General features: G+C 67.7%; 18 protein-coding genes. 15 read left to right on the forward strand and 3 right to left on the reverse strand.

The annotated features are described in order from the left end of the window. The first annotated feature begins 25 nt into the window (after positions 1-25). The 15 genes from rpsE to truA all read left to right on the forward strand — a co-directional run bounded on the left by rpsE (position 26) and on the right by truA (position 10,512). Complete coding sequence (gene rpsE / locus ACRSBM_RS43425) at positions 26-634, forward strand: 30S ribosomal protein S5 (RefSeq protein ID WP_434452813.1); 609 nt, start codon at positions 26-28, stop codon at positions 632-634. A gap of 2 nt (positions 635-636) precedes the next feature. Then, the gene (gene rpmD, locus ACRSBM_RS43430; protein WP_090094710.1) at positions 637-822 is read left to right on the forward strand and encodes a 50S ribosomal protein L30; all 186 of its coding nucleotides are present in this window, start codon (positions 637-639) and stop codon (positions 820-822) included. Beyond that, on the forward strand, positions 819-1,259 hold the full coding sequence (rplO, locus tag ACRSBM_RS43435) for a 50S ribosomal protein L15 (RefSeq protein WP_434452815.1): 441 nt from the start codon (positions 819-821) through the stop codon (positions 1,257-1,259). The genes rpmD and rplO overlap by 4 nt, the downstream gene beginning before the upstream one ends. A gap of 790 nt (positions 1,260-2,049) precedes the next feature. Then, positions 2,050-3,366, forward strand: coding sequence for a preprotein translocase subunit SecY (gene secY, locus ACRSBM_RS43440; RefSeq protein ID WP_434452817.1), 1,317 nt, complete (start codon positions 2,050-2,052; stop codon positions 3,364-3,366). Next, a complete protein-coding gene (locus tag ACRSBM_RS43445; protein WP_434452819.1) occupies positions 3,367-3,927 on the forward strand; it encodes an adenylate kinase in 561 nt (186 codons plus the stop codon). Positions 3,928-4,085: 158 nt separating this feature from the next. Continuing rightward, positions 4,086-4,868, forward strand: coding sequence for a type I methionyl aminopeptidase (map, locus tag ACRSBM_RS43450; RefSeq protein ID WP_434452821.1), 783 nt, complete (start codon positions 4,086-4,088; stop codon positions 4,866-4,868). A 95-nt stretch (positions 4,869-4,963) separates the two neighbouring features. Beyond that, on the forward strand, positions 4,964-5,653 hold the full coding sequence (locus tag ACRSBM_RS43455; RefSeq protein WP_434452823.1) for a hypothetical protein: 690 nt from the start codon (positions 4,964-4,966) through the stop codon (positions 5,651-5,653). A gap of 122 nt (positions 5,654-5,775) precedes the next feature. Beyond that, positions 5,776-5,997, forward strand: a complete 222-nt coding sequence (gene infA / locus ACRSBM_RS43460) for a translation initiation factor IF-1 (protein ID WP_005166804.1) — start codon at positions 5,776-5,778, stop codon at positions 5,995-5,997. A gap of 25 nt (positions 5,998-6,022) precedes the next feature. Further along, positions 6,023-6,136, forward strand: a complete 114-nt coding sequence (gene rpmJ / locus ACRSBM_RS43465) for a 50S ribosomal protein L36 (protein WP_010148647.1) — start codon at positions 6,023-6,025, stop codon at positions 6,134-6,136. A 218-nt stretch (positions 6,137-6,354) separates the two neighbouring features. After that, positions 6,355-6,735 carry a 30S ribosomal protein S13 gene (gene rpsM / locus ACRSBM_RS43470; protein ID WP_030478319.1) on the forward strand — a complete coding sequence of 127 codons (381 nt, stop codon included), beginning with the start codon at positions 6,355-6,357 and terminating at the stop codon, positions 6,733-6,735. Between the two features lie 37 nt (positions 6,736-6,772). Then, positions 6,773-7,180, forward strand: coding sequence for a 30S ribosomal protein S11 (gene rpsK, locus ACRSBM_RS43475; protein WP_030478320.1), 408 nt, complete (start codon positions 6,773-6,775; stop codon positions 7,178-7,180). 23 nt (positions 7,181-7,203) lie between these two features. Next, positions 7,204-7,809: a 30S ribosomal protein S4 gene (gene rpsD / locus ACRSBM_RS43480; protein WP_053733133.1), complete on the forward strand. Its 606-nt coding sequence runs from the start codon at positions 7,204-7,206 to the stop codon at positions 7,807-7,809. 166 nt (positions 7,810-7,975) lie between these two features. Further along, a complete protein-coding gene (locus ACRSBM_RS43485) occupies positions 7,976-9,034 on the forward strand; it encodes a DNA-directed RNA polymerase subunit alpha (RefSeq protein ID WP_030478322.1) in 1,059 nt (352 codons plus the stop codon). A gap of 51 nt (positions 9,035-9,085) precedes the next feature. Continuing rightward, positions 9,086-9,661: a 50S ribosomal protein L17 gene (rplQ, locus tag ACRSBM_RS43490; RefSeq protein ID WP_434452827.1), complete on the forward strand. Its 576-nt coding sequence runs from the start codon at positions 9,086-9,088 to the stop codon at positions 9,659-9,661. Positions 9,662-9,717: 56 nt separating this feature from the next. Continuing rightward, complete coding sequence (gene truA / locus ACRSBM_RS43495; protein ID WP_434452829.1) at positions 9,718-10,512, forward strand: tRNA pseudouridine(38-40) synthase TruA; 795 nt, start codon at positions 9,718-9,720, stop codon at positions 10,510-10,512. Between the two features lie 80 nt (positions 10,513-10,592). Here the strand turns inward: truA and ACRSBM_RS43500 are convergent, their stop codons facing one another. The 3 genes from ACRSBM_RS43500 to eccE form a co-directional block, all read right to left on the reverse strand. Next, entirely contained in the window at positions 10,593-12,155 is a 1,563-nt protein-coding gene (locus ACRSBM_RS43500; protein WP_434452831.1) for a S8 family serine peptidase, read from the reverse strand. 406 nt (positions 12,156-12,561) lie between these two features. Beyond that, entirely contained in the window at positions 12,562-13,287 is a 726-nt protein-coding gene (locus ACRSBM_RS43505; protein ID WP_330856972.1) for a hypothetical protein, read from the reverse strand. Then, on the reverse strand, positions 13,284-14,603 hold the full coding sequence (gene eccE, locus ACRSBM_RS43510) for a type VII secretion protein EccE (protein WP_434453495.1): 1,320 nt from the start codon (positions 14,601-14,603) through the stop codon (positions 13,284-13,286). Before eccE ends, ACRSBM_RS43505 begins: the two co-directional genes overlap by 4 nt. Positions 14,604-14,708: the final 105 nt, after the last annotated feature.

The following is a 14,708-nucleotide window of genomic DNA, read 5'->3' on the forward strand; positions in this document are numbered from 1 at the left end:
TCACCGGAATTGAGAGGGACGCCTGATGCCAGGACGTACGCGTCGCGAAGGCGGCGGGGGCGAGCGCGGAGAGCGCCGCGACCGTCGTGACGGCGGCCGCGGCGGCGCGGCCCAGGAGAAGACCCCCCACCTCGAGCGCGTGGTTGCGATCAACCGCGTCTCCAAGGTGGTCAAGGGTGGTCGTCGGTTCAGCTTCACCGCCCTCGTGGTGGTGGGCGACGGCGACGGAATGGTCGGCGTCGGCTACGGCAAGGCCAAGGAAGTTCCCGCGGCCATCGCCAAGGGTGTCGAGGAAGCGAAGAAGAACTTCTTCCGCGTGCCTCGCATCGCCGGCACCATCCCCCACCCGATCACGGGCCGCAAGGCCGCCGGCGAGGTTCTGCTTCGCCCGGCTTCCGCCGGTACCGGTGTCATCGCGGGTGGCGCTGTCCGCGCCGTCCTCGAGTGCGCCGGCGTGCACGACGTGCTGTCGAAGTCGCTCGGCTCCGACAACGCGATCAACATCGTGCACGCGACCGTGGCGGCCCTCAAGGGCCTGCAGCGTCCCGAAGAGGTCGCGGCCCGCCGTGGCCTGCCCCTCGAGGACGTCGCCCCCGCCGGCATGATCCGCGCTCGCGCGGGCCAGGGGGTGTGATCATGGCTCAGCTCAAGATCACCCAGGTTCGCAGCACCATCGGCACCAAGCACAACCACCGCGAGTCGATGCGCACCCTCGGGCTGCGCAAGATCCGCCAGTCGGTCGTGCGTGAGGACACCCCCCAGGTGCTCGGCCTGATCAACGCCGTGCGCCACCTGGTGGTTGTCGAGGAGGTCCAGTCGTGACCATCAAGATTCACGATCTGCGTCCGGCCCCCGGAGCCAAGACCGCCAAGACCCGCGTCGGTCGTGGTGAAGGCTCCAAGGGCAAGACCGCCGGCCGCGGTACGAAGGGCACGGGCGCTCGCAAGAACGTCTCGCCGCGCTTCGAAGGTGGCCAGATGCCGCTGCACATGCGGCTCCCGAAGCTCAAGGGCTTCAAGAACCCGTTCCGCACCGAGTACCAGGTCGTGAACGTCTCGTCGATCGCTGCCTCCTTCCCGGAGGGCGGCTCGGTGGACATTCCCGCTCTGGTGCTGGCCGGGCTGGTCCGCAAGGGCTCGCTCGTCAAGGTGCTGGGCGACGGCGATGTCAGCGTCAAGCTGGACGTCACCGCCAACAAGTTCTCCAAGTCCGCTGTGGAGAAGTTGGCTGCTGCTGGTGGGTCTTCCACTGTGGCGTGAACGCCTCGCTAGATGCGGTCTGAAGGGCCCCAGGATTCGATCCTGGGGCCCTTTGGCGTTCCTCTGGGGATGTCGGACCCTCTGAGTACGTTGTGATGTAGGGGTTCCCAGAGAGGGGGGACGCCCTGCGTCAGCTTGCGTGTTGAGGCTTTGTGGGTGGTCGGCTTGCGCGTCGCGGCCGGGTTGGTGGTCGGCTTGCGGGCGGCGGCCTTGCGGTGCGTGCTCCCCCTGGGGGCTCTGCCCCCAGACTCCCGGCAATCTGATCGGGGGGACCGCGCGCTCGCGGGTTGATGGCACGCCTGGTGCTTCGGGCGGCTGCCGGTTGCGTAGGTGGTTGCGTGGCGGTGGGGTCCCGTCACGAGCCGCACCAGGAGCGACTCGTGACGGGACCCCACCGCCCGGCCCGCTCGGTCAGGACTGCTCACCTGCGGCCTCGCTTCGATATGGGTTGCACACGCGGGCGGCCTCGCCACGGCATGTCGGCGGGTTCGCTCTACGGGGATTTCTGGGGGAACTTCGGGGTTGCCGCAAACGTTCGCGGTCGGCGAAATCGCTGCTCGTAGCACGGAATTGTGGTTGTCGGTACCCCGGATGGGCTAGTGGTGCGGTGAGAGATCAACGAGTTGGACCCTGTGATTGGCCACTGGGTACGGGCAGGTCGTTGAGGACTGTTAGAGTCGCGGGCTGAACCCGGATGTCCTCCGGGTTGCTTGGTCGTGGCTGCCTGCTGCGGCCTGCCAACTACCGCATGTGCCGGTCCCTGGGGGTCGGCAACGCTCAGGAGGTTCGCGTGCTCGGCGCATTCCGCTCGGCTCTCGCGACGCCGGATCTACGCAAGAAGATCCTGTTTACGCTCGGGATCATCGTTGTGTACCGGCTCGGTGCGACCATGCCCGCGCCAGGCGTGTCCTTCAAGAACGTGCGGGCGTGTGCTGAGCAGCTCGAAGGCCAGAACATCTACTCGCTGATCAACCTGTTCAGCGGTGGCGCGCTTCTGAACCTGTCCGTGTTCGCGCTGGGCATCATGCCCTACATCACCGCGAGCATCATCATTCAGCTCCTCACCGTGGTGATCCCGCGGTTCGAGCAGCTGAAGAAGGAAGGACAGGCCGGTCAGGGCAAGCTGACGCAGTACACGCGCTACCTGACGATCGGTCTCGCGATCCTGCAGTCAACCGGTCTCGTGGCGCTGGCGGTCCGCGGGCAGCTGTTCGGTGAGTGCGACCAGGACGTCATTCCTGGCAAGGACGAAATCTTCACCCTCATCGTGCTGGTCATCACCATGACCGCCGGTACCGCCGTCATCATGTGGCTGGGTGAGCTCATCACGGAGAAGGGCATCGGCAACGGCATGTCGTTGCTGATCTTCACCGGCATCGCCGCCCGTATCCCGGCCGAGGGCAAGAACATCTGGGACAAGGACGAGACCCGGGTCACCTTCATCCTCGTGGTCGTGGCCGCTCTGCTCATCATCGCGAGCGTCATCTACGTCGAGCAGGCCCAGCGTCGCATCCCGGTGCAGTACGCCAAGCGCATGATCGGTCGCCGCATGTACGGCGGCACCTCGACGTACCTCCCCCTCAAGGTGAACCAGGCCGGCGTCATCCCGGTCATCTTCGCCTCGTCGCTGCTCTACCTGCCGGACCTGATCGTGCGCCTTACCCAGGGCACGTCCACTGAGCCGAACTGGTTCTCGACGTTCGTGCAGACGCATCTGGTCAAGCAGTCGAGCCCGGTGCACATCGCCTCGTACTTCCTGCTGATCGTCTTCTTCACGTACTTCTACGTCGGCATCACGTTCAACCCGGACGAGCGTGCTGACGAGATGAAGAAGTTCGGTGGCTTCATCCCCGGCATCCGCCCGGGTCGTCCCACCGCCGAGTACCTCAAGTTCGTCCTGGGCCGCATCACGCTTCCCGGTTCGCTCTACCTCGGCATCGTGGCGATCCTGCCGAACCTGTTCCTGGACCTGACCGGTGACGGCCAGAACCAGAACTTCCCGTTCGGCGGCACCGCGGTTCTGATCATGGTCGGTGTCGGTCTCGACACCGTGAAGCAGATCGAGAGCCAGCTCATGCAGCGCAATTACGAAGGGTTCCTCCGCTAGATGCGACTCGTTCTCGTTGGCCCGCCCGGTGCGGGCAAGGGCACCCAGGCCGAAGTTCTGAGCCGCAAGCTCGGCGTGCCGCACATCTCGACGGGCGACCTCTTCCGGTCACACATCAGCAACCAGACCGAGCTCGGGCTGGAGGTGCAGAGCATCCTCGACGAGGGCGCTCTCGTGCCGGACTCCATCACGAACGAGATGGTGCGCAAGCGTTTGGCCGAGGCGGACGCGGCGGACGGGTTCCTGCTCGACGGGTTCCCGCGCAACGTCGCGCAGGCCGACAAGCTGGGTGAGTTCCTGGCTGTCGGCGGCCATGCGCTCGACGCGGTGCTGGAGTTCAGGGTCGACGAGGACGTCGTGGTGGAGCGGCTGCTCGCGCGCGGGCGCACGGACGACAAGGAAGAAGTCATCCGGCACCGCCAGCAGGTGTACCGCAACGAGACCGCCCCGCTGCTGAGCTACTACGCGGAGAAGGTCATCTCCATCGACGCCGTCGGTGAGATCGACGAGATCAGCGAGCGGGCACTGGCCGCGCTGAACTCGCTGCGCGACGAGAAGTAACAGGTGGACCAGGCGGGCTTCGGTGTTCGCCGGCCTTCGGCCGGCTTCGCCGGAGCCCGCGGTATTCGTCGGGGGGACGACCCTCCGGCCCCTCGCGGGTTCGGGCGCTGCGTCCCAGCGCTTCGTGAACCCGCCCAGTTGATTCATTCGGTGAACGCATGAGCAAGATCGAGATCAAGACCCGCGGTGAGCTGGAGGCCATGCGCGCCTCCGGTCTGGTCGTGGCCCGCGCGTTGCGCAACGTCGTCGACGCGGTGAAGCCCGGTGTGTCCACGGGGGAGCTCGACGAGATCGCCGAGCAGACCATCCGCGACGCCGGCGCCATCCCGTCGTTCAAGGGTTACCACGGCTTCCCGGCGAGCATCTGCGCGTCGGTGAACGACCAGATCGTCCACGGCATCCCCAGCCCCAAGCAGGTGCTGGCCGAGGGCGACCTGATCTCCATCGACTGTGGCGCCATCCTCGACGACTGGCACGGCGACTCCGCCGTCACGGTCGGCGTCGGTGAGCTCTCGCCCGCGGACCACAAGCTGTCCGAGGCGACCCGGCTGTCGATGCTCGCGGGCATCGAGGCCGCGGTGCCGGGTGGGCGGCTCACGGACATCTCGTTCGCCATCGAGTCCTCGGCCATCGCCTCCGGCGAGCGCGACGGCATCGAGTACGGGATCGTCGCGGACTACGGCGGCCACGGCATCGGTTCCAAGATGCACATGGAGCCGTTCCTGCCGAACTACGGCAAGCCGGGCAAGGGGCCGAAGCTCAAGGTCGGCATGGCCATCGCGATCGAGCCGATGCTGACGCTCGGCACGGACGACTCCCAGGAGCTCGAGGACGGCTGGACCGTCATCACGCTCGACGGCACGCGTGCCGCGCACTGGGAGCACAGCGTCGCGATCACCGAGGACGGTCCCTGGGTGCTCACCGCACCCGAGGAGGACTGAGCTCCCAGGCAGCGGACCGACCCCGTTCACCCTCGCGGTGGGCGGGGTTATTTCGTTTGTCACCGCCGATACGGTCGGGGTGACGAACGAGTCCAATGCTTGGGGGCATTGTGCGGATCTCCCGTTTCGTCCTGTCCGCCCTTCTGATCTCCGCCTCAGGCTGCGCTGCTGCCAAGCCGGCCACCGACCTCACCTACCAGGACGTCCCGCCGGACAGGATCGCCGACCGGCTCTTCCTCGCCGGCACCATCGCGGCGGTCGAGCAGTGCGAGCCGCCGTTCTCCGACGTCAACGTCCACCGTCCGAACTTCGTCAGTCCACCGCCTCCCGTCGACGGCGGCTGTGGCGGCACGGCACGGTCCGCCGCCTCGCAGGAGTACATCGACGCCGTGAGCCGCATCACGGCGCTGCACGACACGGTCGTGCGCGAGTGGGAGGTCCGGCTGCGGTCGGGCCCGGAGGCCGCGGAGACGCGGGCCACCGGTGCGATGCTGCTGCACTGCCTCGACCGCGCCGGCTTCACCCAGCGCGGGCCGGGGGACCCGAGCCTGGCGAGCTACGGCATCGGAACAGGCGATCCCGCGCTCAACAACGCAGCTCAGAGGTGTTCTGACGAGAGCGGGTACGGCGTCCGGACCGCGGCGCAGCGCCTGCGCACGCTCCGGTCCGTGCTCGGCACGCACGAGTCCGGGATCAGCGGCATCGCCAAGCTCCGGCCGGTGCTGGAGCGGGCCGTACGGCCGGATGGCGGCCCTGACCGGACCCGATTTGGGTTGCCGGAGTGAACTGCGTACACTGGTCAGGTGGCGCATCAGTCGCGCCGGTTCTGTCATGCCCTCGCAGGTGAGATCGAACCGGGTAGGCGCGCGTCCAAAGGTTAATATCACCGTCACGAAACGCGGAGGACATGGGCAAGAAGGACGGGGCCATTGAGGTCGAGGGCCGCGTAGTCGAGCCGCTCCCCAACGCGATGTTCAGGGTCGAGTTGGAGAACGGTCACAAGGTACTCGCGCACATCAGCGGCAAGATGCGACAGCACTACATCCGCATCCTCCCTGAGGACCGGGTTGTCGTGGAGCTCTCGCCCTACGACCTGTCCCGCGGGCGCATCGTCTACCGCTACAAGTGACCTCCAGTAGCAGGAGATCTCAGGCGTGAAGGTTCAGCCGAGCGTCAAGAAGATCTGCGACAAGTGCAAGGTGATCCGCCGTCACGGCCGGGTCATGGTGATCTGCGAGAACCTGCGCCACAAGCAGCGCCAGGGCTGAGCAGTTCCACTCGCGCTCGTCGAGATCGTCGATGACGCAGTAACGAGAAACTCCTCGCACCTGCCGCACGCAGGGCTTCAAGCGTGCGGACACCCCCGGATTCCAGGCCGGGGCCGGGACACCGGCTGTGAGAGCAGCCGGAACGACACACAGCGAGTCAGTCACCGGAATTGGGCGAGGAGCAGACCTGGAAGTAATCGACAGGAGTTAACCGCCACATGGCACGACTCGCTGGCGTCGACCTCCCCCGCGAAAAGCGGATGGAGATCGCGCTCACCTACATCTTCGGCATCGGTCGTACGCGCTCCAAGGAGCTGCTCACCGCCACGGAGATCTCCCCGGACCTCCGGGTGAAGGATCTGACGGACGACGACCTCGCCAAGCTGCGGGACCACATCGAGACGAACTACAAGGTCGAGGGTGACCTTCGCCGTGAGGTCGCGGCCGACATCCGTCGCAAGATGGAGATCGGCTGCTACGAGGGTCTTCGGCACCGTCGCGGCCTGCCCGTTCGTGGGCAGCGCACGAAGACGAACGCCCGTACCCGCAAGGGTCCGAAGAAGACCGTGGCCGGCAAGAAGAAGGCCGGCAAGAAGTAAGACCTCGCGTCTGCTGCCCTCAACTTAGGAGTTCGTTTTGCCACCCAAGTCCCGCACGGGCGCCGGGGTCAAGAAGATCCGGCGCAAGGAAAAGAAGAACGTCTCGCACGGCCAGGCGCACATCAAGAGCACGTTCAACAACACCATCGTGTCCATCACGGACCCGCTGGGCAACGTGATCAGCTGGGCGTCCGCCGGCCACGTGGGCTTCAAGGGCTCGCGCAAGTCCACGCCGTTCGCGGCGCAGATGGCTGCCGAGAACGCCGCCCGCAAGGCCGCCGAGCACGGCATGCGCAAGGTGGACGTGTTCGTGAAGGGTCCCGGCTCCGGCCGTGAGACCGCGATCCGTTCGCTGCAGGCCGCCGGTCTCGAGGTCGGCACCATCCAGGACGTGACCCCGCAGCCCCACAACGGCTGCCGCCCGCCCAAGCGGCGCCGGGTCTGAGGCACGGGGAGGAGTAAGAACTAATGGCTCGTTACACGGGACCCGCGACGCGTATCTCGCGCCGCCTGAAGGTCGACCTCGTTGGTGGGGACCAGGCGTTCGAGCGCCGTCCGTATCCGCCCGGCCAGCACGGCCGTGGCCGGGTCAAGGAGTCCGAGTACCTGCTGCAGCTCCAGGAGAAGCAGAAGGCTCGGTACACCTACGGCGTTCTCGAGAAGCAGTTCGTCCGCTACTACAAGGAAGCGGTTCGTCGTCCGGGCAAGACCGGTGAGAACCTGCTCCAGATCCTCGAGGCCCGCCTCGACAACGTGGTGTACCGCGCGGGCCTCGCCCGCACGCGTCGCCAGGCTCGCCAGCTGGTCGCGCACGGCCACTTCCTGGTCAACGGCCAGAAGGTGAACATCCCGAGCTACCAGGTGTCGAAGTTCGACATCATCGACGTGAAGCCGAAGTCCATGCCGACGCTGCCCTTCGAGGCTGCTCGCGCGTCCTTCGGTGACCGCCCGATTCCCGCTTGGCTGCAGGTCGTTCCGTCGAACCTGCGCATCCTCGTGCACCAGCTGCCCGAGCGCGCGCAGATCGACACGCCTGTCACCGAGCAGCTCATCGTCGAGCTCTACTCGAAGTGATCCTCTCCGAGCGTCAGTCCACAGTGTTCGATCACTCTGGGGACTGGCGCTCGGGTCGGGTCCCGCATCGGCGCGAAGGGTGTGCCGAGTGCGTTTGCCGGTCCTCGTGGCTGGCTGTTGTTGACGGCGTCAAATAGCGGGCGTCGTTGCTGAAAGGAAGAACCCAGTGCTGATTTCCCAGCGCCCCTCGCTCGCCGAGGAAGCGGTCTCCGAGACCCGTTCCCGGTTCGTCATCGAACCGCTGGAGCCGGGCTTCGGCTACACGCTCGGCAACTCGATCCGCCGCACGCTGCTCTCGTCGATCCCCGGTGCTGCTGTCACGAGCATCCGCATCGACGGCGTGCTGCACGAGTTCACCACGGTTCCCGGGGTGAAGGAGGACGTCACCGACGTCATCCTGAACCTCAAGGAGCTCGTCGTCTCGTCCGAGGAGGACGAGCCGGTGACCATGTACCTGCGCAAGCAGGGCCCCGGTGTGGTGACCGCGGGCGACATCGTGCCTCCGGCCGGTGTCACCGTGCACAACCCCGACCTGCACATCGCCACCCTGAACGGCAAGGGCAAGCTGGAGATCGAGCTCGTCGTCGAGCGCGGTCGCGGCTACGTCCCGGCTGTCCAGAACAAGCAGGCGGGCGCCGAGATCGGCCGCATCCCCGTCGACTCGATCTACTCGCCGGTTCTCAAGGTGACGTACAAGGTCGAGGCCACTCGTGTCGAGCAGCGTACGGACTTCGACAAGCTGATCCTCGACGTGGAGAGCAAGCCCTCGATCACTCCGAGGGACGCTGTTGCCTCCGCGGGTAAGACCCTGGTTGAGCTGTTCGGCCTCGCTCGCGAGCTGAACATCGACGCCGAGGGCATCGAGATCGGCCCGTCGCCGGCCGAGGCTGACACCATCGCCGCGTTCGCGATGCCTATTGAGGATCTGGACCTCACGGTCCGTTCCTACAACTGCTTGAAGCGGGAAGGCATCCACACCGTCGGCGAGCTCGTGTCGCGCAGCGAGGCGGACCTGCTGGACATCCGCAACTTCGGTGCGAAGTCGATCGACGAGGTCAAGATGAAGCTCGTCGGCCTCGGCCTCGCCCTGAAGGACTCGCCTCCTGGGTTCGACCCGTCCGCGGCCGCTGCCGACTACCACCCCGGTGACACGGGCTGGGGCGCCGGTACCGGCCTGGACCCGCACGACGACGGCCAGGACTACGCGGAGACCGAGCAGCTCTGACGCTCTGATTCAGAGCTAGAGGATCTCTTTTAGTAACTACAGGAGCAAGCGATGCCCACCCCTACCAAGGGCCCCCGGCTCGGTGGGTCTCCGGCGCACGAGCGGCTGCTGCTCGCCAACCTGGCGACGGCGCTGTTCCAGCACGGCCGGATCAAGACCACTGAGGCCAAGGCGAAGCGGCTGCGTCCGTACGCCGAGAAGATCATCTCCAAGGCCAAGGCCGGCGACCTGCACAACCGTCGCGAGATCATGAAGCTGATCCGCGACAAGGACGTCGTGCACAAGCTGATCGCCGAGATCGGTCCGTTCTTCAGCGACCGTTCCGGTGGCTACACCCGCATCACCAAGACGCTGGCGCGCAAGGGCGACAACGCCCCCATGGCCATCATCGAGCTGGTGCAGCAGAAGCTCGTCTCCACCGAGGCCGAGGCTGCGCGCAAGACCAAGTTCGCGAAGGACGAGAAGCCGGCCGAGACCGCCGTCGTCGACCAGGACGCCGAGGCGCCCGAGTCCGCGACCAAGGACGCCGCCGACGAGCCCGCCGAGGGCGCTGTCGAGGTTGACGGCGAGCCGTCGGCCGAGGACGTCGAGGCGGAAGAGGCCAAGGACAAGAAGGACCAGTCCTGAGCGGTTCTCCTGCTGACGAGCCCGTCGTTCCCCCTGGGGACGGCGGGCTCGTTCGTGTGCGGTTCGACCTGGGGTACGACGGGACCGAGTTCTCCGGCTGGGCCCGCCAGCCGTCCCGCCGGACCGTGTGCGGGGTCCTCGAGGACACGCTGTCGATGGTGCTGCGCGAGGACGTCGTGCTGACCGTCGCCGGCCGGACTGACGCCGGGGTGCACGCCTCGGGCCAGGTCGCTCACGCCGACCTGCCGGCCGCCGTTGATGTTGGCGGGCTGCCGAAGCGGCTGGCTCGGGCGTTGCCTTCGGACGTCCGGGTGTTCGGCGCTCGGGTGGTGCCCGAAGCGTTCGACGCCCGGTTCTCGGCGTTGCGGCGACACTACGAGTACCGGGTCTCGGACGCCGCGTTCGGCGCACATCCGTTGCGGCGCTTGGACACCCTGGCCTGGCCCCGGCCGCTGGACGTCGGCGCCATGAACGCCGCGGCCGAGTTGCTGCTGGGGGAGCACGACTTCTGCGCGTTCTGCAAGCGGCGTGAAGGGGCCACGACCATCCGGGAGCTGCAGCGGCTGGAGCTGGTGCGGTCGGCTGCCGACGGGGTCGTCACGGCGTTCGTGTCCGCCGATGCGTTCTGCCACTCGATGGTCCGGTCGCTCATCGGGGCGTTGCTGGCTGTCGGGGAGGGTCGGAAGCCGGTGGAGTGGCCTTCGTCACTGCTGGCGCTTTCTGGGCGGGCCAGCGGGGTTGCCGTGGCTCCGGCGCATGGGTTGTGCCTCGTCCGGGTGGACTTTCCCGGGGATGCCGAGCTGGCGGCTCGGGCTGAGATGACTCGGCGGGTTCGTACTTTGGAGCGTTGACGCACGGGCGTGTGGGGCGCAAAGGGAGGAGCCCCCAGCGAGTGCCGGGGGCTCCGAGGGGTGGTGCGCGGGGGCGTGTCCTAGATGTCGAGCGTCCACGAGTCGATGTGGCCCGTGTCCTGGCGGTAGATGTCGCGGACCCGCAGCTGCCAGGTGCCGTTGGCGTCCTCAGCGGAGACGTTCACGGCGTAGGTGGCGTTGATGTCGTCCGCGCCGTCGTTGCCGCTGGAGACCTTCAGGAGCTTCACGGCGCCCGAGGGGGCGATCAGGGCCAGTTCCAGGTCGCCTCGGTAGGTGTGCTTGATGGCGACCTTCACGGAGCCCGTGGCGCTCGCCTTGCCGTTGCAGTCGGCGATGGTGATGTCGGAGGTCACCGAGGAGGCGTCCGGGATGGCCGTGTCGGTGTCGTTCGTGGCCGCGGGGCACTGGCCGGGCGGGTTGCCGGGGGCGGTGCCGGTGATGTGGAGGAGCTTGTTCGGGGAGCCGGTGCCGGGGTTGGTGACGACGTCGCTGGTGGAGTTCTCGACCAGGGCGTCACGGACCTGCTGTGGGGTCGCCGTCGGGGACGAGCCGAGGTAGACCGCCGCGGCGCCGACGACGTGCGGGGTGGCCATCGAGGTGCCGCTGATGGTGTTGGTGGCCTCGTCGTTGGTGTGCCAGGACGAGGTGATGTCGCGGCCGGGGGCGAAGATGTCGAGGCAGCTGCCCAGGTTCGAGAACGACGAGCGGGCGTCGGTGCGGTCCGTGGAGCCGACGGTGATGGCTTCCGGGGTGCGGGCCGGGGAGGTGTTGCAGGCGTTGCCGCCGCTGTCGTTGCCGGCTGCGAGGCCGTAGGTGACGCCTGCGGCGATGGAGCGCTTCACGGCGTCGTCGACGGTCTGGTTGGCGCCGCCGCCGAGGGACATGTTGGCCACCGCGGGCTTGTTGGCCGGGGTGTTGGTGACCTGCTCGGTGACCCAGTCGATGCCGGCGATGACGCCCGCGAAGGTACCGGAGCCGGAGCAGTTCAGGACTCGGACGCCGACCAGCTTCACGTCCTTGGCGACGCCGTGCTTCGTGCCGCCCACGGTGCCCGCGACGTGGGTTCCGTGGCCGTTGCAGTCGGTGGCATCGTTGTCGTTGTCCACGGTGTCACGGCCGTGGACGGCGCGGCCGCCGAAGTCGGTGTGGGAGATGCGGATGCCGGTGTCGATGATGTACGCGGTGACGCCCGCGCCCCGGTTCGGGTAGGTGTAGCTGTTGTCCAGGGGAAGCGCGCGCTGGTCGATGCGGTCGAGGCCCCAGGACGGGGTCGGCGCCTGCGTGTCCGAGATGCGGACCTCGCCGTCCTGCTCGACGTAGGCGACGGCCGGATCTGCTGCCAGGAGCTTGGCCTGGGATTCGGACATCTGCGCGGAGAAACCGCGCAAAGCGGACTTGTATGAGTGCTTCACCTTCGCGCCGTACTTAGCGCTGAGGTTCTCCACACTGGCCGTGCTCACGTCCTTCAGCACGACGATGTAGTTGTCCTTGACCGCGTTGGACGCACCGAGGTTCCGAATCTCCCCCTCGGGCGCAGCGGTGGCGGAGACGGACGACAGGACGAGCGCAGTGCCCGCCACCAGCCCGATTCCAGCCGCTCGTCTGGCCCACGATTCTCCCATAGCAGCAAGCTCCCTCGTCGCAGGGTTGTGCAGTGAGAGTTTTCTTAGTGGCGCGGACTGATTACGCACAAGAAGGTCCACGAAATTGCCTTCGAATGGCGAATCCACAGATTTGACCGCGATGTGAATTAGTTGGTTCCGCTGATCTCTTTACAAAACAATTGCGCCCCGAACGACGAACTCGTTCGAGGCGAAGACGACAGAGGCAGGGAGAGACGCCGGACAAGGCACCGGACAAGGCAGCCGGGCGCGAGTTCGCGAGTTCGTGTCGGTCGTCCGGCTGCCCCTTCAGGTCAACCGCCGAAGGCGATTAGGCCCGAAGGGGCAACCGGACGACCGACTTGAGACGAACTCGCCGCCGCGCCAGCGGCCAACAAACACAGCCGCCGCGCCAGCGGCCGAAAAATCAGTCGCCTCGGCGGACTGCTCCGAGGATCTGCTGTTCGGCCGGGGTCGTGTAGAGGCGCAGGTGCGCCCACATGTCCTGGCCCATCGCGATGACCTGGTCGTCCTTGAGCTGGGTCAGCTGCTGGAACATCTGCGGGCGCAGGCGCCACATCTGGCCGGCGAGCTGCGCCTGGCCCATCGGGAGGCGCTGCAGCAGCACGAGGTCCGCGTTGTTCGCCGTCGACGAGGCCTGCGGGTGCAGGTACGGCAGCACGTACATCGTGGTCTGCCACGGGGCGCGCGGCGGGAACAGCTCCTGCGGGACGTGGCCGCCGTCGTGGATCACCAGCAGCGGCATGTCCTCCGTCGGGCGCGGGAGGTCCGCCGGGGACAGGCGGCGTAGCTGCACCAGTTGAGACGGACGGCCGTCAGGGCCCTGCCCGGCGGCGCGCACGACCGGCTGCCACGCCTGGGGGCGTCCGGTCGCGATGATGATCCACGCTCCGGTCGCCATGGCGCGCAACGCGATCTGGCGGGCCAGGTACAGGCCGCCGACGACCACCATGCGGGTCGGGGTCGGGCGCAGGACGGACACGCTCAGCGGTTCGCCCTTGGTGCCCTGGCCCAGCATCATGCCGCCGCGGTCACCACTGGGGCTGACCAGGTCGAGCATGTTCGGCGACACCAGGAACTCCGGTGCCACCGCGCCTCGGCCGCGCGAGTCGAGCAGACGGGACGAGCTCATGCCACACCTCCCAGCGGCAGCGTCGCGGCGAGGCCGGCGAGCTGCATGCCCCGCAACGGGGTCAGCGTGATGTCGAGCTTGTCGCTCAGCTTCGACAACTGGTCGTCGGCGCGGTCGAGCTCGCTCGGCGTGCGGGCGCTCACCCGCACCAGGCCGCGCAGCGAGACCTGGCCGTCCTCACGCGACGGTGAGATCGACATCGCGAGCGTCGACGAGAGAGCGCGCACACCGGTCAGCGCGTTCAGGTTGCCCTTGAGGCCCTTCGACGGCCAGCCGGTGATCGCGTAGCTCGCGTGCCCGACGCCACCCGCGGTGACGCCCTTCCACTTCTCGCGCAGCGACACGGGGTTCGTGCCGCCGACGGCGGCGGTCAGCTCGGCCGACGAGATCGCCGCGCGCAGCAGCTCGTCCGAGTCGAGCGGGCGGATCGTCACGCCGGCGGACTCCAAAGCGCTGCGGACACGTGACAACGCGCCGATCAACGCGCGGTGCGCGCCGACGACGCCGCCGCCGCGCTCCCGGATCGCCTCGCCACAGCGGCGCGGGTCGAGCCGGACCGTGATCCACGTGGTGCGCCGGGCCGCCGCGGGCAGCGGGCCGAGCACCTCCATGTACGAGCTGATGGCCGGCGAGCTCGGCGGGAGAGCCGCGCTGCCGGGGTAGCAGTGCCAGATCACGGTGATCGCGTCCAGCACGACGCCGCGGTCCTCCAGGCACGGTGTGAGCGCTCCCAGGGGCAGCGACGGCGCCGAGCCGACCGCGGAGATCAGCGGCGGGGTCGGGTCGACGAGCAGCACCGCGGTCCACACGCCGTCGTGCCACGACAGCGCGAGCGGACGGCGTTCGTGGTCGGCGCCCTTCGCGATCACCAGGTCCGGGATCGCGAGGCGCAGCAACGCGACGCGCGGGTCCTCCGGGCCGAGCACCTGCATCTCGTCGTCACCGGGCTTGGACTCCTGCGGGTCCTGGCGCTTCGCGGTGCGGGCGTGCGACCGGAAGTTGTAGCGCAGCCGGACGCCGATCCACTGGGTCAGCCAGCGACCACGCGAACGGGTGAAGGCCAGGATCAGTGCGATGAGGAGCACACCGCCGGCGATCGAGACCGAGACGACGTTCAGCGCGCCGCCGTCGGTCTGCACGCCCATGAGCGTCAGCACGAGGAGGGCGATGGCGAGACCGACCTCGATCGTGACTACGTTCGAGACGGGCAACGAGCCGAGGCTCACGCCCGCGGCTCTGCGACGGACACGCCCGACCGGACGCGGAGGCGCTGGTGCCTGCTGGCCAGGACCGCCAGGTCCCTGCGGCCGTGCCATCCCTGGGTTGGGCCGGGGCGGATGTGGAGTGGTCACGGACATCCGTTGTGGTCTCTTTCCCCTCGATGGTCGGTGGGCTTGGCGAACCGGCCCACGGAGCAACCT

Source organism: Lentzea xerophila (assembly GCF_051094245.1).
GTDB lineage: Bacteria > Actinomycetota > Actinomycetes > Mycobacteriales > Pseudonocardiaceae > Lentzea > Lentzea xerophila.

Excerpts from the sequence above, each read along its gene's own strand:
- rpsE (WP_434452813.1), top strand. The coding sequence starts at position 26 with ATGCCAGGACGTACGCGTCGCGAAGGCGGCGGGGGCGAGCGCGGAGAG.
- rpmD (WP_090094710.1), top strand. The coding sequence starts at position 637 with ATGGCTCAGCTCAAGATCACCCAGGTTCGCAGCACCATCGGCACCAAG.
- ACRSBM_RS43445 (WP_434452819.1), top strand. The coding sequence starts at position 3,367 with ATGCGACTCGTTCTCGTTGGCCCGCCCGGTGCGGGCAAGGGCACCCAG.
- map (WP_434452821.1), top strand. The coding sequence starts at position 4,086 with ATGAGCAAGATCGAGATCAAGACCCGCGGTGAGCTGGAGGCCATGCGC.
- ACRSBM_RS43455 (WP_434452823.1), top strand. The coding sequence starts at position 4,964 with ATGCTTGGGGGCATTGTGCGGATCTCCCGTTTCGTCCTGTCCGCCCTT.
- infA (WP_005166804.1), top strand. The coding sequence starts at position 5,776 with ATGGGCAAGAAGGACGGGGCCATTGAGGTCGAGGGCCGCGTAGTCGAG.
- rpsM (WP_030478319.1), top strand. The coding sequence starts at position 6,355 with ATGGCACGACTCGCTGGCGTCGACCTCCCCCGCGAAAAGCGGATGGAG.
- rpsD (WP_053733133.1), top strand. The coding sequence starts at position 7,204 with ATGGCTCGTTACACGGGACCCGCGACGCGTATCTCGCGCCGCCTGAAG.
- rplQ (WP_434452827.1), top strand. The coding sequence starts at position 9,086 with ATGCCCACCCCTACCAAGGGCCCCCGGCTCGGTGGGTCTCCGGCGCAC.
- ACRSBM_RS43500 (WP_434452831.1), bottom strand. The coding sequence starts at position 12,155 with ATGGGAGAATCGTGGGCCAGACGAGCGGCTGGAATCGGGCTGGTGGCG.
- ACRSBM_RS43505 (WP_330856972.1), bottom strand. The coding sequence starts at position 13,287 with ATGAGCTCGTCCCGTCTGCTCGACTCGCGCGGCCGAGGCGCGGTGGCA.
- eccE (WP_434453495.1), bottom strand. The coding sequence starts at position 14,603 with ATGGCACGGCCGCAGGGACCTGGCGGTCCTGGCCAGCAGGCACCAGCG.